The organism is Williamsia sp. SKLECPSW1, assembly GCF_054332755.1.
In genome coordinates this window covers 521,952-541,098 of sequence record NZ_JBTGLI010000001.1, presented here as the reverse complement: position 1 = coordinate 541,098, position 19,147 = coordinate 521,952, and the positions used below count along the sequence as shown (strand labels likewise).

The window sequence follows — 19,147 nt, the reverse complement described above, 5'->3', positions numbered from 1 at the left end:
GGAGGGTGGGGTACGTGCCGCCCTCATCCCTCCTTCGCGAGGTGATGGGGTGCCCGCCTCGTGTTCTGGTGCAGCGCCGTCGTGGGCGACCACAGTCCTGCGGTCAGAGGTTGAGTGCGGTGCGTAGACCGCGGTTGACGTCCTCGAGCAGTGTCAGTGGGATGGCTCCGGCCTGCTCGGTGAGGTCGGATTTGTTCAGGGTGCAGGAGCTCGTCGTCAGTCGGTGGTGAGGGTGAACCCGCCGGGCGGGTGTTGATGGACGAACACTCGGTCGCCGTCTCCTGTGATGATGACGAGAAAGGCTGCCGGCTCGCCGTCGATGACGGCGAACCAGTTCGCAGTGATGCCCTGGCGGCGGGGGACTCGTTGGTAGACGAAGTTCCCGCCGTCGATGGTGGCCGCGGGATGTAGGCGGCGGGCGACCGCGGCGGCGGAGGCGCTGACGGCGTCGAGGTCGACGCAGTCGTCGTCGGGCCCGATCTCGGACGGCATGAAGTCGATCAGTGGGAACGGCACGTGGAGGGGTGTGGGGTCCGGGACTGCTGGCGGTTTCGCGCTCAGCGGTTGCGCGATGGTCGCGTTCCACGTCAGTGTGCCGTGATAGTTCTCATTGTCCTCGTCGTGAACGAACCAGGGGTGCCACGGCTCGAGCAGGACGGCGTCGGTCAGAACACTGCGACGGACCGCGGCGAGCATCTCGGCAATCGAATCCCAGATGGGTTCGCTGCCGTTGTCGCCGTCATCACGCGACCATTCACGGATACATCCCGAGTGTGGCCCTGGCCGGGTGTCGATGAAGTAGTAGTTGGAATCCAACCCCGCGATCGGGATGTAGGACGGCAGCCAGCACCACGCGGTCGACCCGGCCTGCGAGTCCTGTGCGTTCTCGCGCATCCACAAGTCGTCGGCGATCTCGCTGCGGCCGTACTCGACCATCATCCGGTACTCCTCGACGAGGTGGTCGATGGAGAAGATGAGCGTCATCGGCAGCAATTCGCCGTGAAACCGTCCGGGCTTGTCGGGGTCCTGGCCGTTGTGCAGGGTGTAGAACTCGCGCAGCTGTTCGGGCCACTCCGCGTCAGTGGCGGCTTCGGCGGCGGCGAGATCGGCGGCCGGTGCCGGCGGCTGAAACGTCAACGCCCGGTCGGACAGCGAATCAAGGGCTGCCATCAGTTCGGTCCACTCGCTGCTGACACGCATCGACTCACCCCTTGGTACTCGTTCTGGTCACATACCTCGGTGACTGCGGCGGCGTGCGTTGCGGGTGTCACGACTGGTGGGTGGTGTCGTCGCGGGGCAGTCCGGGAAACGCGGTCCTCAGGCGGTCATACAGCTCGGTGCTGTGATCGGGTTTGAAGGTGAAGTGGGTGTGGCTCAACGCGTTCATCGCTGCGCGTCTCGGATCAGGATCACGTGCTGCGAAAACCGCCGGTATCGCGGCGTAGGGTGATCCTGGCCCCCACCCCGATCCGCCCCTGTTTCGGTCGGTGTCGATCTCGGTCTGAAGCCGGTCGAACGCGTCACGCTGATCGGTGAACACCCCACTCGCCGGTCGTTGCGCGTCGAGGTCGTCGAGCGCAGTAGACACCCACTCTCGGCGCGCCAGCCCCGAGTGTTCACACGCGGCTCGCGCGCACCAACCCGCCACGTCGCGAGCCGTTGTGTCATCGGCAGCCAGGATCCCGACCACCACATCGCGGGCTGCCTTGAGCACTTCACGCCCGGCGTTGTAGGAATTCACCTCCGGCAGCGGGGGACCACCGCCCCAGGCATCCCACTGGCGTTGGCGCACAGCGTCGGCGTAGCCGGGGCGTTCCACGCTCTCGACCGACCCGTCGGCATGGAATGTGGTGTCCCACCGCTCGATGTCACTTATGTCAACATCGGCGACGAGAAGGGTGGCAACGCGCTCGTCCTCCTCGACGCTCCCTTGCCGAATGTAGGGGAGCGCTACCGTGGACGACGGGTCGTCCTGAAGACGACCGACCGAAGACACGATGGCGGTGTCAGATGCCACCACCTCGAATACTGATGTCTCCTGGAGTTGCCAGCACTCGTGTCGCGCACGCGGTGCCTCGTCGCCAGCGTGGGGGGAAATCTCCGCAGGCTCGTCGGGAGTCATCGCGCTGTTCGGGTCCCGCCGCACGAGAGGTATTTAACCGAAATAAGCAACATTTCACGTACTTCACACGAAACGTGCAGCATCTGCAATCCCTTGTCGCCCGCTTGGACTACCGCGTGGCAAAGACGCACACGTTCGAGGCGTGTCGACGCATGCGATACAGATTGCGTCTCTACTGGATGCGAGTCATGGCCGGACGCCTCCGTCGGTGGATGGATGCCTCAGGACTCGCCGAGGAGCCGGCGTACCTCCCGCGCGAGTTCGATCGAACTCTCGAGCTCGATCCTCCGGTTGGTCAGACTCTCGATGTTGATCCCGAACGGTAGACCGAGCCGCCGGCAGAACCGGATCAGGACGCGGGCATTGATGACGCATTGCTCGTATGACGCCGCAAGTGGATCGCCCGAGCGAGCGATCTCCGTCTTCAACCATCCGGGCACATCGATGCCCAACCAAGCCATGAAGTCGAGGGTCTTCTCGGAACCGCACGCCGCGAGGGTGAGTACGACAGGTCGTGGTGGGATGCCGCGATCGATACAGGCGTAGGCGTAGTCCGACAGCAGGGTTCGGCTGTGGTCGAGGTCGTGTCCGTAGAGCAGGACGCCGGTGGAGGCCTTCGCAAGAAGGCTTGCCGTTGCAGACTGTCGATCCAAGGCCATGCGAACGATGATCGCAGGAGTCGCGGTGCGACCACGGCACCGACGACAGAGAACGCATCGCTACAGAGAACGTGCCGCCGCGGCCTCCGTGCGGAGCTGCGTCGGAGTGAGTCACCGAACGCGAATTGTTCATGCAGCGGTGAACCGTTACGCGGGCAGACTGCGTGGTATGACAGTGCACGACATGCGCGACGGCCACGGTGGTGGTCAGCTGGCTCCCCGCGACGCCCGCTACGGCGACGTCGACATCTCAGCAGCCGCGGCGCTCATCGCCGATCCCGCACGCGCGACCATGCTGATGGCTCTTGACGACGGGCGCGCACTTCCGGCGACGCGGCTGGCTGATGAGGCGGGTGTGAGCGCACAGTCGGCGTCGAACCACCTACGCAAGCTGGTTGAGGGCGGGTTGTTGCAGGTGTCGGTGTCCGGGCGTCACCGCTACTACGCGCTGGCCAACGATGCCGTCGGAGCGGCTATCGAAGGCCTGGCCGGCATTGGACGCCCGCGGGTCATCACAAGCTTGCGGCAGGGCACCCGCGCGAACGCTCTGCGTACCGCCCGCACCTGCTACGACCACCTCGCAGGCGTGCTCGGCGTCCTGACCGCGCAAGCGCTGCTCGACCACCGCGCAGTCGTGCGCGCCGACGGGCAGACGGACATCGCCCGCCGCCCCCACGACCCGCTGACGGCGGGCACCGGCGACACCGGCCTGTACCGTCTCGGTCCGGACGCGAAACCGGTCCTGGCGGCTCTCCATGTCGACATCGCCACGCTCACTGCCAGGAGGACCTCGCGCCCGCTCATCCGCGCCTGCGTCGACTGGACCGAACAACGTCACCACTTCGCCGGTCGATTGGGAGCCGCATTGACCACTGCGTGGCTCGATGCAGGTTGGATCCGGCGGGGGAGTCACAATCGCGCAATCACCATCAGCGACAGCGGAATTCGCGAATTGCAGGCGATCTTGGCGATTGATCTGGGTGGCAGACCACAGTGATCGGAGATCCTCACGGTTCATCGGGAGGTGAACCAACGGCGTCATAGCGTCACGCCCGTGACAACGACTCCGACCACATCCCCGACCCGGGCCGACACGCAACGGTGGACCCGTCACTGCGCGATGGCAGCGGTGCTGTTCGTCGTCCTCGCCGGCACCAACATCCCCTCTCCGCTCTACGACCGGTACGCCCAGTTGTTCGGGTTCTCCACGACCGTGCTGACCGCACTGTTCTCGACGTACGCGGCCGTTCTCGTCGCCGCATTGTCGACCGCGAGTCGCGTGACGAATCGCCTGGGATACCGGATCTCCCTGGTCGGCGCGTTGTTGATGGCCGCGCTCGCGCGTGTCGTCTTCGCGCTCGCCACAAACACAGCGTGGCTGTTCGTGGCGCGCGGCATGCAAGGTGCTGCGGTCGGTGTTGCCTCGAGTGCTCTGACCGCCACCATCGTCGCTCTTCACCCGAGGTCTGACGACCATTCCGCATCCGCGGTGATCACTGCGACGACGGCGTTCGGTGGTGGGCTGGGCCCGATTGTCTGCGGTGCTTTCGCCACCTTCCTCCCCGCCCCGATGCACCTCATCTACTGGGTCGAATCAGCAGCGCTCGTGGGCGGGATCCTGATCGTCTCCACGATTCCGCGGCAGCTCGGACGATGCGATACACGGGGATCCATCTCCTCGCCCGCGCCTCCCGCCCCACAGTCCGGGGCATTCATGTCCGCCGCCGTCGGCACCTTCCTGGCGTGGGGAGTGGTGGCGCTGTTCCTCGCCGTCGCCCCGTCTTTGATCGAGCAGCTCACCGGGGACGACGACGTCCTGACTGCAGGCATCGCGGCCGGGGTGGTCCTCATTGCATCCGGTGTTGCCCAGATCGCCCTGGCCGGCCTGAACTCGTACCGCGCGAACGTCGTCGGACTCCTTTTGCTGTCAGTCGGTCTCGCGGGGCTCGTCGTCGCGACCTACCTTTCCCAGCCCGCCCCTGTCATCGCCGCAGCCCTGGTCGCCGGTGTCGGCCACGGACTGGCCTTCATGGCCGCCATGCGCACCACCAACGCACTCGCCGAGAACTCCGATCGTCGGCCCCGCGTGCTGTCGAGTTTCTACATCGCCACCTATGGCGGGGTCGGCATACCGGTTGTGGGCACAGGCCTTCTGGCCACCGCCACCGACACCACGGTTGCTGTCCGCGTCTTCGCACTGGCAACCATCGTCGCGCTACTTAGTGTCTTCACCGTCACCGTGAAACGCCGCGTCGTGATGTCTGCGAGCCCGAGGCGTAACGACAGCGACCATTGACGCCGGTCGCCTACTCTCGGGCAATGGCATTCACCGCGATCATGAGGCCGGCCGTGCTCGGCCTCGGCCTGGGCCTGGTGGCGTTGGCCGGTTGTTCGGAAGCCGCCGACGCTCCAGCAACGTTCGCTGCGGTGGTGACCGTCGTAGGTGACGCCAGCCAGGGATCGGCCGAGACGGGTGAATGCGTCATCGCCGGAAGCCGCGTAGGGCCGGGCGACGATCTCATCGTGCTGGGCGACAGCGGAAGCGCGTTCCGCAAGTCCCCGCTCACCGTGGACTTCGTTCGGGCACGTGCGGGCGGAACCGTGTGTTCCTACACTGCGCGGGTGGCCGACCTCCCGGCGAATCAGCGCTCCTATCAGCTGACTGTCGAAAGCTCGCCCCATTCAACCGGTTTCGCACTGCAGTCGTTCACTGAGTCCCAGCTCCGCGAAGGTGTCACCCTCCGCCTCCGCAGATCGGTCAGCAGTCCGGCTGCCGGGGGCTGAGTCACCGAGACTCTGACTTCGCGGCCTCCGGTCGTCCACCATGACGAGACGACGATCGGTGTCGGTCGAGATGCCGACAACCGTCAAATCTTGTCGTGCCCCCCGGGCGGGAGGGTGGAGTTCGAGCCCGATCCTCTGGGGATCCACTGATGCGTCACTGCCTGACGCCACCGGCCCACGGTGTCGCCGACAGTCGAGGAGTGACGATTCGTGGCGTGCGCTTCTTCGATGCCGGCGCCCGGGATCACCGTGTACCACCTACGTTCCGGCGAGAATCGCGCGGCGAGGATGTAGGTCGCGCCGATCCTGAGGAGGGGGTCGTCGCACACGAGCGAAACGGCACCGTCGGGGCCGGTTCCGCCGAGCTGGTTGATGATCAGATTTCCTGACCGTTCGCCCTTCAGGGATGTGATCACAGCTACCTGGAATTGAGTCTGCGGGACTTCTCGGCGACCGAGCTTTCGAGGACTGGTCGGAGGGTGGCGTGCCCGCGACGACCCGCCCATGAGGCTGATCAGTTGGCCCCTGGTGGGTGTCAGCGTGGCGACTCTGCTGCTGCTCGCCGCTCCGTCGTTCCCTTGTGCTGTACTGGCGCTCGCTGCGGTCGGTGCTTCCACCTTTGCCGGCTTCAGCCCGTCGATCACCGTTGCCCAGCGGTATCTTCCGGACCGTACCGCCCTCGCCTCAGGGGTGGTCTTCGGTCTCGCTCCCGGACTCGGGAGTGCTCTGGCGATCCCCATCACGCACGTCGCTCAACAGGTCGGGTACGCGCCCGCCCTCGTGGTCCTGGCCGCACTCCCGCTGCTCGCACTTCCCATGGCACTGAGACTGCGACCTGCGTCAGACGATTCTGCGGTTGCGACAGCAAGTGGCACCCGCACGCGTCGGTGATTGCCCGGGCTGTCCGGGTACCCGTCCGCCTAGAACAGAGGCAGCGATGGAGTACCGATCAGAACTGACGAATGGTGAGATTGACTCTCGATACCGCACTCTCGGGTGCTTCACGAGCTCTGTCCGGACGGCCCCGATCGGCGAGCACGCGTCGCTCAGGGGCAGGGCGTGCGGTGCGTGGCGGCGTAGGACGGGTCGAGTGCGTCGAGAACCATCGCCACGGCGCGCGGATCCGAGGTCATGCCCATGTGGTCGACCACGGCGCTGGGGCAGCCGTCCTGAACCCATGCGTTCTTGACCGTTGCCCCGGGACCGGCCTTCAGGAAGGTGCGATCGGGGGGCGTCACCATGTTGTCGTTGCGGGTGCCGAGCACGACGTAGCGCACACCGGGTTGGGTGTCGCCGCCGGCGTTGAGCTGCTTGAGGAACGGCGACCCGATCATCTGCTCGACGTAGGACGGCCCGACCGCGATCGACGCGAGGCGCACCACGGGGATGCCCAGCAGCTGACCGATCGCACCGATCATCTGGTTGCGGTTGAACGACGTCCCGTGGTTCGTACCGGCCAGACTGACCAGCGTGTTCACCGCGTTGTCGGCAGGATTCGACGGGTTCGTGCCCCCGTCGAACTTCATGTACTGGCGCGCGACGACGGCGCCCTGTGAGTGGCCGACGATGTCGACCTGACGGGCGCCGGTCTCCTTGCGCACCGTGTCGACGAACGAGCCGAGCGTGCGCGCGGACTGCCGGATGGAGTTGCCGCCGAACAGGTCGAGCAGATTCTGCGGGCTCGCCGACTGACGCTTGCCGTAGGAGATGGTGTAGACGCAGAACCCCTGGTCACGCAGAGCCGGGGCCAGTTTCTCCCACGTCTTCGTGGGGTTTGACCACGTCCCGTGGACGAGCACCACCGGCCTCGGATGCTCCGCGGACGGGCGGCACGTGGGGTTGTTGATCCCCGACGACGGTTGCGGGGCTGCGGCCGCCTGCGCGGGTATCGCCAGCATCGCCACGAGGGCTGCTGCGGACACGCACAACCGGCGCCGGGCACGAGTGGACAACCTCGACATGTTCCTCCTTCGCCCCCGACGACCCGCCGATCATTTGAGATCGCAACGAGTCAATTCACTCTGACGTTACGTCACGGAAACCCGATCATAGGAACCCGTTCCACCCCGAGGCCGGGCGTGTCGGGGTCGTTCGAGCGTGTCGTCACCTGATCGAGGCCGCGGCGAGATGTGGGGCCGCATCACCCTCGGCTGCCGAGGTCAGCCCCCGATCTCATCCGGCACAGGCCATCTGCCCGACGGGCCGCAGGAAGCCGAGCGCATCCCGTGCTCTCTCCCGCGCCAGGTTCGTGTCGGCCCATCGGCGGTCCACCCGGACATCGTCGGCGAGGGCGGCGAGCACGCAGTCGCGCAGGCGCGGCGGAAGGCGGAGGAGTTGACCGGTGGCGTCGGGGGAGAGGTCCGACAACTGGCCGGTGTCGACCCGGCCGGTCTTCTCGAAGCGGTCGACGTTGATCCCGGCGATGCGGGCGTCGGGGTCGTACGCGGCGAAGGCCAGCGCACCGACGATGGTCAGCCCCGCGATCGTGCGGACGAGGTGGCGCGTGCCCACGCCCGCACCCGCCACCATCAGCACGACGAGGACCACGGCGAACCACAGCTCGACAGCCGTCGCTCCCGCGCGGAGCCGGGTCGCCCCGAAGGCGTCGACGTAGAGGTTCATGCGGTGCAGCGCCGACGCGACCACTGCGAGTGCGGCCAGACACAACCCGCCGAGGATCACTCGGACCGCCACGCGATCGACGGATGTGTGGCGCGGTGATCGACGCCAGGCGACCGCCACGACGGCGATCGTCAACGCCGTCACCACGAAGAGCTGCCAGAAGCCCGACCGCGCGTACTGCGCATAGGTGAGGCCGACGGTGCGCTGCACGTGGTCGTCGCCGCCGAACAGGGTCGGCGCTTGCGTGACGAGGAACGCGACGGAGATGACCAGCACCGTCCCCGCCGGCACCGCCCACATCCAGGTGTCCTGCACGGTCCGCGTCGGGGCAGGGACGTACGTCGACCGCGGACGCGCCCAGCGCACATGGACACCGACCGCCACGACGACGGCCACCACCACGCCGACCGCGATCTGCGGGCCGACGTCGACGGTGCCGACATCGGGGGTGAGCACCTCGAGCAGATGCGCGAAGGCGGCGTCCGCGCCCGCGAAGAGGGCGCCGAAGACGACTGCGAGGACGAGCGTCACGGCGACCACGCCGGCGACGGCCCGGGGGTTGTCCACCCGTCGGCCGCTCGTGGCCCGGCCGACGGTGCGCCCGGTCCACGCCAGTGCCCGCGGTGTGAGCAGCGTCGAGGCCAGCGCGCCGAAGGCGGTCTGGCGCAGGGTGCGGGCATCGACGGCGAGCGCCATCGCGGTCACGGCGGCGAGCGCGAGGCACCCGCCGACCACCCATCCCGCGCTGCGCCACGCCGCGACCGAGGCCAACGCAGCCACCGCGACGACGCCGAGGACGTCGACGACGGCGGGACGGCGCCGGGGTGACCCGACGACCACCGCGGCGAGGATCCCGACCGCGATGATCACGACGCCGATCCCGGTCGGCCCGGACGGTGCGGCGACCGCCGCGACGATCCCGGTCACGACGACCGCGACGAGTACACGTGTCGGCGCGGTGCGGGGCACGTCGTCGACGATCGTCATCAGGGGAGCCCACGCCGGGCGAGTCGGGGCGGTCGGCTCCGGTCCCGGGTAGGGCGGGAACTCGTGGACCGGGGGTGATCCGGGCATGGGGGTATCGCCTCTCGTGGTGTGTGTCTCTCGGGTGTCAGGTGCGCGGATGCGCGGGAAGCGGCGGCGTCCGCCGGCGTGGGTCGAGTCGGCTCAGGTGGGGCTGTGCGCCGGGAGACGGACGCGGATGCGGCAGCCGTCCGGGTCGTCGACGACGGCGATCTCGCCGTCGTGCAGCCGGACCACCCATCGGGCGATGGCCAGGCCGAGGCCGGTCCCGCCGTCCCAGGAGCCACCGCGGGTGAATCGCTCGAAGATCCGGGTGCGTTCGGCGGGGTCGATGCCGGGGCCCTCGTCGGCGATGTCGATCACGGTGGCGGCGCCGTCGACGCGGGCGGTGATGTCGACGACGCCGTCGGCCGGTGAATGCCGCGCCGCGTTGTCGAGGAGGTTGGCGAACACCTGGTGCATGCGCGCCGCGTCGGCGTGCACGACGAGTCCGGCGGGGATGCCGTTGCGGAAGGTGACCGGCGTCGTCGATCCGGGGCCGATCCCGGTGCGCAGCACGCACTCGGCGACGGCGTCGTCGGTGAAACCGCGCAGGTCGATCGTCGCGTGGTCGAGGGCGATGGCACCGCCCTCGACGCGGGACAGGTCGAGCAGGTCACCGATGAGGCGGCCGAGTCGTTCGGTCTGGCTCAGGGCGAGCGCGAGGGTGTCGTGGTCCGGCTCGCTGACCCCGTCGACGAGGTTCTCCAACACCGCGTGCAGCGCGGCGACCGGTGTCCGGAGCTCGTGGGCGACGTTCCCGATCACCTCGCGCCGGTAGGTGTCGGTCGCCGACAGGTCCGCGGCCATCTGGTTGAAGGCCGTCGCCAACGTGCCGATCTCGTCCCGCGACGTCGCCCGGACGCGTCCGGAGTAGTCGCCCTCGCTCATCGCGCGGACCGCACCGGTCATCTCGCGCAGGGGCGAGGTCATCCCGTGGGCCAGGAACCAGGTGACGACGAACGCGACGACCAACGCCATCAGGAGCGCGTAGCGGAACTGCCACTGCGCGGTCACCCAGAACGACAGGCTGGAGGTGAACAGTGCGACGCCCACCACGACCGCGGTCTTCACCTTGAACGACCGCAGCGCGTCGAGGGGACGCGGACGGGCCGGGGTCACGGGCGTCCGCCGTCGAGGGCGTAGCCGACGCCGTGCACGGTGCGGATGCGATGCGCCCCGACCTTCTGGCGCAGCGAACGGATGTGGGAGTCGACGGTGCGGGTCTCACCCGCGTCGGTCCACTGCCACACGGTCTCGAGGAGTTGGGTGCGGCTGCGCACGGCACCGGGATGGCGGGCGAGCGTCGCCAGCAGGTCGAACTCGGTGCGCGTCAGGTGGATCGACGACCCGTCGACGGTCACCGACCGCGCATCGTGGTCGATGGCGAGGTCGTCGATGACCTGGGGCCCGGGGTGGCCGGCCGACGACGCCGCGGTGGTGTCGGCGGGGTAGCGCTCGGCTCGGCGCAGCAGCGCGCGGGTGCGGGCGACGAGTTCCCGCATCGAGAACGGTTTGGCGAGGTAGTCGTCGGCGCCGACACCCAGACCGATCACGAGGTCGGTCTCCTCCGACCGCGCGGTGAGCATCAGCACGGGGGTCGGGGTGTGCCTGAATCCGACGGCACACCTCGAGACCGTCGAGGCCGGGGAGCATGACGTCGAGGATCACCACGTCGGGCCCGGTGTCGGCGTGACGCCGCACGGCGTCGGGGCCGCTGGCCGCCGTCGTCACGGTGAAGCCCTCGGCGGTGAGGCGGTCGGCGATCGACGTGCGGATCAGCGGTTCGTCGTCCACCACCAGCACGCTCGGGGAACGCTCGTCGGGGCTCATGGGAGTCGACGGTATCGACCGTTTGTCCCGGAGCTGCGGAGATGATGTGCAGAGTCTGTGAAGGATCGTCGAGACGGTTCGGCGCATCCCGCGCCGATCATGCGATCGCGGGGACGAGCAGAACGAACATGGTGAGGAACACCGAACACAGCCCCGCGGAGATCGCGATGACCATCTGGTGCGCGGTCGACGTCCGCGACCGCGTGAGGGTCGCGAGCAGGACGAGGACGGTGACGATCGGCAGCGCGGCCCGGCCGACGGCCTGGAGTTGCCCGGACGCGACCGGGAGGGCGATCAGCGCGGCGGTGAACACCGTGTACGTCGGCGGGAAGCGCCGGACCATCAGCACCACGGCGAGCAGGCACACCACCAGGACGGCGAGATTGAGCGGACCGAACAGGTAGTTCCCCGGGTCGCCCCATTCCGCGTCGCGGACGGCACGGCCGATCGCGACCCAGGGCCAGTTCAACTCGCGATGCCAGCGATGGGCGTTGACGTGGAACGTGACGAGCACGTCCCCGGTCCGCAGCCACCCGTAGGCCATGAACGCGAGCAGGCCCGTCGGCGCGATCAGGATCCCCGCCAGCGGACGCAGCAGGGGCGGACGCGACCCGCCCCGGCGTGCGGCGAGAACCACGCAGACGAATTCGGCCACCAGCACGAGGGTCAGCATCACCCCGGGTGGTCGTGTCGCCGCGGCGAGTGCCGCGACGACGCCCGCCGCGATCCACCGCCGATCCCGGGTGAGCAGCAGGGTCGCGACGGCCAGCAGCACGAACAGGCTCTCGGCGTAGGGCGCGGACAGATAGAAGCCGAGGGGCGCGACCGCGAAGTAGATGCTGGTCCGTCGGGCGACGCCCAGACCCCAGTCGGCCCGGACGGTGCGGTGCAGCAGGACCGCGGCGGCGACACCGGCGAGGTTCGCCACGACGAGACCCACGATCAGGTGGGCCGTGTGGCTGCCGCCGCCGAGGTACCCGAGCACCCGCACGAGCGCGGGATACAGGGGGTAGAACGCCCACTCGTCGCCCGACGTCGTCGAGTACCCCCGGTCGGCGATGTCGAGGTAGTAGAAGGCGTCGAAGTGGTCCCACGGGGTCCAGAACGCCGCGAGGCCGGACGCCCGGGCGTGCGCCGTCGTGCTGATCGGGACCAGGTAGGCGTCGGTGAACGCGGCCAGACCGAACAGGGTCGCGTGCCACAGTGCGAACGGCACCGCCGCGTCCGGCAGGGCCTGTCGCAGCCCGCTGTCCGCCGACGGGAGGAACCGCGTGAGGATCGGTTGGCGTGCCGTCGACCGCGTCGTCATCGCCCATACATAGGCAGCGAACCGTCACGGATGACGCCTCGAGCGGCGGTTTTCCTCCGTTCGGAGGACAGCTCAGGTCAGCGGGGCGTGACCCAGCAGGTGATGTCGCAGTGCACGACCTCGACGCCGTGCTTGTCGGAGATGGCGATGTCGACGACGACCTCGCGCCCCTCGCCGACCGACGCCGGGTCGATGGGCTCGGCGAGTGTGGCCACCGCGCGCAGACCGGTGGTGGCCTTCGTCAGGTACTGCGAGGTCATCCCCTTCGGGATCCACCGCAGGTCGGCCGGTGTCGTCGCCTCCATCAGCATGCCCATCGCGGTCTCGGCGAGGTTGCACGCCGCGATCGCGTGGTAGGTGCCGATGTGGTTGTGCACCCCGAACCACTTGGGGGCGGTGACGACGCAGCGACCGGGTTCCAGCTCCCGCACCAGCGGGAGGATGGTCCCGAAGTAGGGCACGCGCGCCACCATGCCCGCCGAGAAGACGGCGGCACCGACGATGCCGCTGGGCAGCCGACGCCACAGCGCATAGGTCGGTGTGACGGCGGTCGCGCGGGCGGGTGCGACGGTGTTCGGTTCGCTCATGGGCCGAGACTAACGGTCATTTGGCCCTGCCCCCGCCGGTGGTGCATACTGTTCGGGTTGCCCAGAGCGGGTGCCGTCTCGTGCGGCCCCGGTCCGGGCGCCGATCGTCCCGGCGGAGCAAGCGGTTCCCGAACTGCTCCGAGCCCCGGGAGTTCGATCACTCGTCGTCGTCTCGCCTCGATCCTCTCCGGATCGTCGTGGGACTCGGTGGAACCGTCCGAGAGGTACGGATCCACATGCGGTCGGAACAGGGTGACAGCGCAGAGGTGTGTCCGATGCGCGCGACACGCCCGACCGCGGGTGCCGGAGCAGCCCGGTGCGACAGAGCAGAGCTGTAGCGCTCGCCGACCCACGTCGGCGGACGTGAACGCACAACGACAGATGAACAGTGTCGATCACCCACCCGGGACAACCGGGTCGGACGGCGTGTGAGCCGGCCGGTGGTCTGTCCTGAACCCGCACGCGCGGGGCCCGTTCGCGGGACATCTGTCGCCAAGTCACCAGACGGAAGAGGACACAGCGTGGCGGGACAGAAGATCCGCATCAGGCTCAAGGCCTATGACCACGAGGCGATCGACGCGTCGGCGCGCAAGATCGTGGAGACCGTGACCCGGACCGGGGCGCGCGTCGTCGGCCCGGTGCCGTTGCCGACCGAGAAGAACGTGTACTGCGTCATCCGCTCGCCGCACAAGTACAAGGACTCGCGGGAGCACTTCGAGATGCGTACGCACAAGCGGTTGATCGACATCCTCGACCCGACCCCGAAGACGGTCGACGCGCTGATGCGCATCGATCTGCCGGCCAGCGTCGACGTCAACATCCAGTAGTCGGCACCGGAGAGGGTCGCGACGCCACGCGTCACGCGGACCCGCTCCGGAGGCCGCCTGTCGGGATCGAACACACAGGGACCAGATAGAGACATGACTCAGAACAGTGGAAAGGGAATCCTGGGCACGAAGCTCGGGATGACCCAGGTCTTCGACGAGAACAACCGTGTGGTGCCGGTGACCGTCGTGAAGGCCGGCCCCAACGTCGTCACCCAGATCCGCACGCAGGAGACCGACGGCTACACGGCCGTTCAGCTCGCCTACGGCGCGATCGACCCGCGCAAGGTCACCAAGCCCGTCGCGGGGCAGTTCGCCAAGGCCGGTGTCACGCCGCGTCGCCACGTCGCGGAGCTCCGCGTCGACGACGCCGGTGAGTACTCGGTCGGTCAGGAGCTGACCGCCGAGATCTTCGCCGACGGTGCCTACGTCGACGTGACCGGCACCTCGAAGGGCAAGGGCTTCGCCGGCGTCATGAAGCGTCACGGCTTCAAGGGCCTGGGCGCCAGCCACGGTGCCCACCGCGTGCACCGCGCACCCGGCTCGATCGGTGGCTGCGCCACCCCGGGTCGCGTGTTCAAGGGCATGCGCATGGCCGGACGCATGGGCAACGAGCGCATCACCACGCAGAACCTGACCGTGCACAAGGTCGATGCCGAGGCCGGCCTCCTGCTGATCAAGGGAGCCATCCCGGGTCGCAAGGGCGGCGTCGTGATCGTCCGCGACGCAGTGAAAGGCGGTGTGAAGGCATGACAGTCGACACCACGAAGGCGACCAAGCTGACGCTGGACGTGCGGACCGCGGACGGGAAGACCGACGGCACCGTCGAGCTGCCCGCGTCGGTCTTCGACGCGCCGGCGAACATCGCGCTGATGCACCAGGTCGTCATCGCGCAGCTCGCGGCGGCCCGCCAGGGCACGCACTCCACCAAGACGCGCGGCGACGTGCGTGGCGGCGGCGCGAAGCCCTACCGCCAGAAGGGAACCGGCCGCGCCCGCCAGGGTTCGACCCGCGCCCCGCAGTTCACCGGCGGTGGCACCGTCCACGGCCCGCAGCCGCGTGACTACAGCCAGCGCACCCCCAAGAAGATGAAGGCCGCCGCCCTGCGCGGTGCCCTCTCCGACCGGGCGCGCAACGAGCGCATCCACGTCGTCACCGAGCTCGTGGCGGGGCAGACCCCCTCGACGAAGTCGGCGCGGACGTTCCTGGAGCTGCTCAGCGACCGTCGCAAGTTCCTGGTGGTCATCGGCCGTGAGGACATCGCCGCGTTCAAGAGCGTCGCGAACCTGCCGCACGTGCTGCCGATCACCCCGGATCAGCTCAACACCTACGACGTCCTCGACTCCGACGACATCGTGTTCAGCGTCGAGGCGCTCAACACGTTCGTCGCGCGGGCCACGGGCGACGCAGCCGCGAAGGAGGCGTGACATGACCGTGCAGCAGCAGACCGATCCGCGCGACATCATCCTCGCGCCGGTGATCTCGGAGAAGTCCTACGCACTGATCGAGGACAACGTCTACACGTTCATCGTCCACCCGGACTCGAACAAGACGCAGATCAAGATCGCCGTCGAGAAGATCTTCGACGTCACGGTCGCGAACGTGAACACCGCGAACCGGCAGGGCAAGCGCAAGCGCACCCGCTTCGGTTACGGCAAGCGCAAGAACACCAAGCGCGCGATCGTCACCCTGACCGCCGACAGCAAGCCCATCGAGATCTTCGGGGGGCCGATCGGCTGACGCCGATCGGATCCCAGAAGAGGCAGAGGACGAAGAGTCATGGCCATTCGCAAGTACAAGCCGACGACACCGGGCCGCCGCGGCGCCAGTGGCGCCGACTTCGCCGAGGTCACGCGTGACCACCCGGAGAAGTCGCTGGTGCGTCCGTTGCACGGTCGCGGTGGACGCAACGCCCACGGGCGCATCACCACGCGGCACAAGGGCGGCGGGCACAAGCGCGCCTACCGCCTGATCGATTTCCGTCGCAACGACAAGGACGGCGTCAACGCCAAGGTCGCTCACATCGAGTACGACCCCAACCGCACGGCGCGCATCGCGCTGCTGCACTACCTCGACGGCGAGAAGCGCTACATCATCGCGCCGCGCGGGCTGAACCAGGGCGACGTCGTGGAGTCGGGTGCGACCGCCGACATCAAGCCGGGCAACAACCTGCCGCTGCGCAACATCCCGACCGGTACCCAGGTCCACGCCGTGGAGCTGCGTCCGGGCGGCGGGGCCAAGATGGCCCGCAGCGCCGGCGCCTCGATCCAGCTGCTGGGCAAGGAGGGTGCGTACGCCACCCTGCGCATGCCCTCGGGTGAGATCCGCCGCGTCGACGTGCGCTGCCGCGCCACCGTCGGCGAGGTCGGCAACGCCGAGCAGTCGAACATCAACTGGGGCAAGGCCGGCCGCATGCGGTGGAAGGGCAAGCGCCCCACCGTCCGCGGTGTCGTGATGAACCCCGTCGACCACCCGCACGGTGGTGGCGAGGGCAAGACCTCGGGTGGTCGCCACCCGGTCAGCCCGTGGGGTCAGCCGGAGGGCCGCACCCGCAAGAACAAGTCGAGCGATCAGATGATCGTCCGACGTCGTCGCACCGGCAAGAAGCGCTGAGCAGGAGGGAGTAGAGAATGCCACGCAGCCTCAAGAAGGGCCCGTTCGTCGACGACCACCTGCTCAAGAAGGTGGACACACAGAACGAGAAGGGCACCAAGCAGGTCATCAAGACCTGGTCGCGCCGTTCGACCATCATCCCCGACTTCATCGGGCACACGTTCGCCGTCCACGACGGTCGCAAGCACGTGCCGGTGTTCGTCTCGGAGTCGATGGTCGGGCACAAGCTCGGCGAGTTCGCGCCGACGCGCACGTTCAAGGGCCACATCAAGGACGACCGGAAGGCGAAGCGTCGATGAGCACCGCTGAGACCACCGCGAACCCGACCGCCAAGGCCACGGCCAAGTTCGTCCGCGTCACGCCCATGAAGGCGCGTCGCGTGATCGACCTGGTGCGCGGCAAGAAGGTCGACGAGGCACTCGACATCCTGCTCTTCGCGCCGCAGGCGGCGAGCGAGCCGGTCGCGAAGGTCGTCGCCAGCGCGGCGGCCAACGCGGAGAACAACCTCGGGCTCGACCGGCGCACGCTGGTCGTCTCGCAGGCGTTCGCCGACGAGGGCCCGACCATGAAGCGTTTCCGTCCGCGCGCCCAGGGGCGTGCGTTCCGGATCCGTAAGCGCACCAGCCACATCACCGTGGTCGTGGAGAGCGTGCCGTCGGACCAGCAGGGTCGTGGCCGGTCGCGCCAGCCCAAGAAGCAGACGAGCAAGGGAGCCTGACCAGTGGGCCAGAAGATCAACCCGCACGGCTTCCGTCTGGGTATCACCACCGACTGGAAGTCGCGGTGGTACGCCGACAAGCAGTATGCGGACTACGTGAAGGAAGACGTCGCCATCCGCAAGCTCCTGTCCACCGGACTCGAGCGCGCAGGGATCGCGAAGGTCGAGATCGAGCGCACCCGTGACCGGGTCCGCGTCGACATCCACACCGCCCGTCCGGGCATCGTCATCGGTCGCCGCGGCGCCGAGGCCGATCGCATCCGTGGCGAGCTGGAGAAGCTGACCGGCAAGCAGGTGCAGCTGAACATCCTCGAGGTGAAGAACGCCGAGAGCGAGGCCCAGCTGGTGGCACAGGGTGTCGCCGAGCAGCTGAGCAACCGTGTCGCGTTCCGTCGCGCCATGCGCAAGGCGATCCAGTCGGCCATGCGGCAGCCCAACGTCAAGGGCATCCGCGTGCAGTGCTCCGGCCGCCTCGGCGGCGCGGAGATGAGCCGCAGCGAGTTCTACCGCGAGGGTCGCGTGCCCCTGCACACGCTGCGCGCCGACATCGACTACGGCCTGTACGAGGCGAAGACCACCTTCGGTCGTATCGGCGTGAAGGTGTGGATCTACAAGGGCGACATCGTCGGTGGCAAGCGTGAGCTCGCCGCCGCGGGTGCACCCGCCGGTGACCGTCCTCGCCGTGAGCGCCCCCAGCGCCCGCGTCGTAGCGGCGCCTCGGGCACCACCGCCACGAGCACCGAGGCCGGCCGGGCCGCCGCCGACACCGCCACCGCGGTGGCGACGGAGGCCCCGGCCCCGACCGAGAACCAGGAGGGCTGACCCATGCTGATCCCTCGCCGGGTCAAGCACCGCAAGCAGCACCATCCCAGCCTCAAGGGGCAGGCCAAGGGCGGCACGCAGGTCACGTTCGGTGACTACGGCATCCAGGCTCTGGAGAGCGCGTACATCACCAACCGTCAGATCGAGTCCGCGCGTATCGCCATCAACCGGCACATCAAGCGCGGCGGCAAGGTGTGGATCAACATCTTCCCGGACCGTCCGCTGACGAAGAAGCCCGCCGAGACCCGCATGGGTTCCGGCAAGGGCTCGCCGGAGTGGTGGGTGGCACCGGTCAAGCCGGGCCGCGTGCTGTTCGAGATGAGCTTCCCCAACGAGCAGACCGCTCGTGAGGCTCTGCGCCGCGCGCAGCACAAGCTGCCGATCAAGACGCGCATCGTGACCCGAGAGGAGCAGTTCTGATGGCACTGGGCATCGCAGCGTCCGAGCTGCGCGCACTGGGTGACACCGAGCTCCTCGAGCGCCTCAAGGAGTCCAAGGAGGAGCTGTTCAACCTCCGGTTCCAGATGGCGACCGGGCAGCTCGACAACAACCGCCGGCTGCGGCTGGTCCGTCGTGAGATCGCACGCGTCTACACCGTGCTGCGGGAGCGCGAGCTGGGCCTGGCCGCCGCGCCCGACGCCGACGGCGGTGACGACGCATGAGTGAGGATTCGACAGTGAGCACCGCAACAAGCGCCTCGGGGACCACCGAGCGCAACCAGCGCAAGACGCGGGTGGGCTACGTCGTCAGCGACAAGATGCAGAAGACGATCGTGGTCGAGCTCGAGGACCGCGTGAAGCATCCGCTGTACGGCAAGATCATCCGCACCACCTCCAAGGTGAAGGCCCACGACGAGCAGGAGATCGCCGGCATCGGCGACCGTGTCCGTCTGATGGAGACCCGGCCCCTGTCCGCCACCAAGCGGTGGCGCCTGGTCGAGGTCCTCGAGAAGGCCAAGTAACACCTGCAGCACCCCGGAAGGGCCCGTCACCATCGCGGTGACGGGCCCTTCTGCTGTCTCGGGCAGCTGAAGGTCTGCTGTGAGTTGTCACCACGACCTGCTGTACGTCCTGAGGCCCGACGTCGATCGTTCGACCGACTCACATGGTGCCCATGGGGCTGGTGGTGCGGAGGAGTCTTGTTGCGGCGCAATGTCTTTGGCTACGCGAACAGTACCCACCGTGCCCTATCG

23 protein-coding genes and 1 pseudogene are annotated in these 19,147 nt (G+C 68.3%); 14 read left to right on the top strand and 10 right to left on the bottom strand.

Going from position 1 to position 19,147, the window contains the following annotated elements; translation table 11 throughout:
• Positions 1–216 precede the first annotated feature (216 nt).
• From ACXVUM_RS02485 to ACXVUM_RS02475, 3 genes are all read right to left on the bottom strand, one after another.
• Complete coding sequence (locus tag ACXVUM_RS02485) at positions 217–1,200, bottom strand: SMI1/KNR4 family protein (protein WP_458520291.1); 984 nt, start codon at positions 1,198–1,200, stop codon at positions 217–219.
• 67 nt (positions 1,201–1,267) lie between these two features.
• Complete coding sequence (locus ACXVUM_RS02480) at positions 1,268–2,017, bottom strand: hypothetical protein (RefSeq protein ID WP_458520290.1); 750 nt, start codon at positions 2,015–2,017, stop codon at positions 1,268–1,270.
• Positions 2,018–2,343: 326 nt separating this feature from the next.
• Positions 2,344–2,781, bottom strand: a complete 438-nt coding sequence (locus ACXVUM_RS02475) for a hypothetical protein (RefSeq protein ID WP_458520289.1) — start codon at positions 2,779–2,781, stop codon at positions 2,344–2,346.
• Between the two features lie 169 nt (positions 2,782–2,950).
• On the opposite strand from ACXVUM_RS02475, the gene ACXVUM_RS02470 reads away from it, so the two are divergent.
• Genes ACXVUM_RS02470 through ACXVUM_RS02460 form a run of 3 tightly spaced genes read left to right on the top strand, consistent with a single transcriptional unit; the run spans position 2,951 to position 5,565 of the window.
• Positions 2,951–3,778, top strand: a complete 828-nt coding sequence (locus ACXVUM_RS02470) for an ArsR/SmtB family transcription factor (RefSeq protein ID WP_458520288.1) — start codon at positions 2,951–2,953, stop codon at positions 3,776–3,778.
• A gap of 57 nt (positions 3,779–3,835) precedes the next feature.
• Complete coding sequence (locus ACXVUM_RS02465) at positions 3,836–5,077, top strand: MFS transporter (protein WP_458520287.1); 1,242 nt, start codon at positions 3,836–3,838, stop codon at positions 5,075–5,077.
• Positions 5,078–5,100: 23 nt separating this feature from the next.
• Positions 5,101–5,565, top strand: coding sequence for a hypothetical protein (locus ACXVUM_RS02460; protein WP_458520286.1), 465 nt, complete (start codon positions 5,101–5,103; stop codon positions 5,563–5,565).
• A gap of 83 nt (positions 5,566–5,648) precedes the next feature.
• Here the strand turns inward: ACXVUM_RS02460 and ACXVUM_RS02455 are convergent, their stop codons facing one another.
• The 7 genes and pseudogenes from ACXVUM_RS02455 to ACXVUM_RS02425 form a co-directional block, all read right to left on the bottom strand.
• Positions 5,649–5,981: a hypothetical protein gene (locus ACXVUM_RS02455; protein ID WP_458520285.1), complete on the bottom strand. Its 333-nt coding sequence runs from the start codon at positions 5,979–5,981 to the stop codon at positions 5,649–5,651.
• A 630-nt stretch (positions 5,982–6,611) separates the two neighbouring features.
• Positions 6,612–7,487 (bottom strand): esterase/lipase family protein, encoded by an 876-nt coding sequence (locus ACXVUM_RS02450; protein ID WP_458520284.1) that lies wholly within the window; start codon positions 7,485–7,487, stop codon positions 6,612–6,614.
• Positions 7,488–7,737: 250 nt separating this feature from the next.
• Positions 7,738–9,174: a DUF4153 domain-containing protein gene (locus ACXVUM_RS02445; RefSeq protein WP_458520283.1), complete on the bottom strand. Its 1,437-nt coding sequence runs from the start codon at positions 9,172–9,174 to the stop codon at positions 7,738–7,740.
• Between the two features lie 180 nt (positions 9,175–9,354).
• Entirely contained in the window at positions 9,355–10,371 is a 1,017-nt protein-coding gene (locus ACXVUM_RS02440; RefSeq protein WP_458520282.1) for an ATP-binding protein, read from the bottom strand.
• Positions 10,368–11,082: pseudogene (locus tag ACXVUM_RS02435) on the bottom strand (response regulator transcription factor). Before ACXVUM_RS02435 ends, ACXVUM_RS02440 begins: the two are co-directional and overlap by 4 nt.
• 97 nt (positions 11,083–11,179) lie before the next feature.
• Entirely contained in the window at positions 11,180–12,391 is a 1,212-nt protein-coding gene (locus ACXVUM_RS02430) for a mannosyltransferase family protein (protein ID WP_458520281.1), read from the bottom strand.
• Positions 12,392–12,468: 77 nt separating this feature from the next.
• On the bottom strand, positions 12,469–12,978 hold the full coding sequence (locus ACXVUM_RS02425) for a hotdog fold domain-containing protein (RefSeq protein WP_458520280.1): 510 nt from the start codon (positions 12,976–12,978) through the stop codon (positions 12,469–12,471).
• Between the two features lie 521 nt (positions 12,979–13,499).
• On the opposite strand from ACXVUM_RS02425, the gene rpsJ reads away from it, so the two are divergent.
• The 11 genes from rpsJ to rpsQ all read left to right on the top strand — a co-directional run bounded on the left by rpsJ (position 13,500) and on the right by rpsQ (position 18,916).
• Positions 13,500–13,805, top strand: a complete 306-nt coding sequence (gene rpsJ, locus ACXVUM_RS02420; RefSeq protein WP_003938093.1) for a 30S ribosomal protein S10 — start codon at positions 13,500–13,502, stop codon at positions 13,803–13,805.
• A gap of 93 nt (positions 13,806–13,898) precedes the next feature.
• On the top strand, positions 13,899–14,555 hold the full coding sequence (gene rplC / locus ACXVUM_RS02415) for a 50S ribosomal protein L3 (protein WP_458520279.1): 657 nt from the start codon (positions 13,899–13,901) through the stop codon (positions 14,553–14,555).
• Positions 14,552–15,229 carry a 50S ribosomal protein L4 gene (gene rplD, locus ACXVUM_RS02410; protein ID WP_458520278.1) on the top strand — a complete coding sequence of 226 codons (678 nt, stop codon included), beginning with the start codon at positions 14,552–14,554 and terminating at the stop codon, positions 15,227–15,229. Before rplC ends, rplD begins: the two co-directional genes overlap by 4 nt.
• A gap of 1 nt (position 15,230) precedes the next feature.
• Positions 15,231–15,542: a 50S ribosomal protein L23 gene (gene rplW / locus ACXVUM_RS02405; protein WP_458520277.1), complete on the top strand. Its 312-nt coding sequence runs from the start codon at positions 15,231–15,233 to the stop codon at positions 15,540–15,542.
• Positions 15,543–15,581: 39 nt separating this feature from the next.
• Positions 15,582–16,415 carry a 50S ribosomal protein L2 gene (rplB, locus tag ACXVUM_RS02400; protein WP_458520276.1) on the top strand — a complete coding sequence of 278 codons (834 nt, stop codon included), beginning with the start codon at positions 15,582–15,584 and terminating at the stop codon, positions 16,413–16,415.
• A 17-nt stretch (positions 16,416–16,432) separates the two neighbouring features.
• The gene (gene rpsS, locus ACXVUM_RS02395) at positions 16,433–16,714 is read left to right on the top strand and encodes a 30S ribosomal protein S19 (protein WP_458520275.1); all 282 of its coding nucleotides are present in this window, start codon (positions 16,433–16,435) and stop codon (positions 16,712–16,714) included.
• On the top strand, positions 16,711–17,133 hold the full coding sequence (gene rplV, locus ACXVUM_RS02390; RefSeq protein ID WP_458520274.1) for a 50S ribosomal protein L22: 423 nt from the start codon (positions 16,711–16,713) through the stop codon (positions 17,131–17,133). The genes rpsS and rplV overlap by 4 nt, the downstream gene beginning before the upstream one ends.
• A gap of 3 nt (positions 17,134–17,136) precedes the next feature.
• Entirely contained in the window at positions 17,137–17,955 is an 819-nt protein-coding gene (gene rpsC, locus ACXVUM_RS02385; RefSeq protein ID WP_458520273.1) for a 30S ribosomal protein S3, read from the top strand.
• A 3-nt stretch (positions 17,956–17,958) separates the two neighbouring features.
• Positions 17,959–18,375 carry a 50S ribosomal protein L16 gene (gene rplP, locus ACXVUM_RS02380; RefSeq protein ID WP_458520272.1) on the top strand — a complete coding sequence of 139 codons (417 nt, stop codon included), beginning with the start codon at positions 17,959–17,961 and terminating at the stop codon, positions 18,373–18,375.
• Positions 18,375–18,617, top strand: a complete 243-nt coding sequence (gene rpmC / locus ACXVUM_RS02375; protein WP_458520271.1) for a 50S ribosomal protein L29 — start codon at positions 18,375–18,377, stop codon at positions 18,615–18,617. The genes rplP and rpmC overlap by 1 nt, the downstream gene beginning before the upstream one ends.
• Positions 18,614–18,916 (top strand): 30S ribosomal protein S17, encoded by a 303-nt coding sequence (gene rpsQ / locus ACXVUM_RS02370; RefSeq protein WP_253654953.1) that lies wholly within the window; start codon positions 18,614–18,616, stop codon positions 18,914–18,916. Before rpmC ends, rpsQ begins: the two co-directional genes overlap by 4 nt.
• The last annotated feature ends 231 nt before the right edge of the window (positions 18,917–19,147 follow it).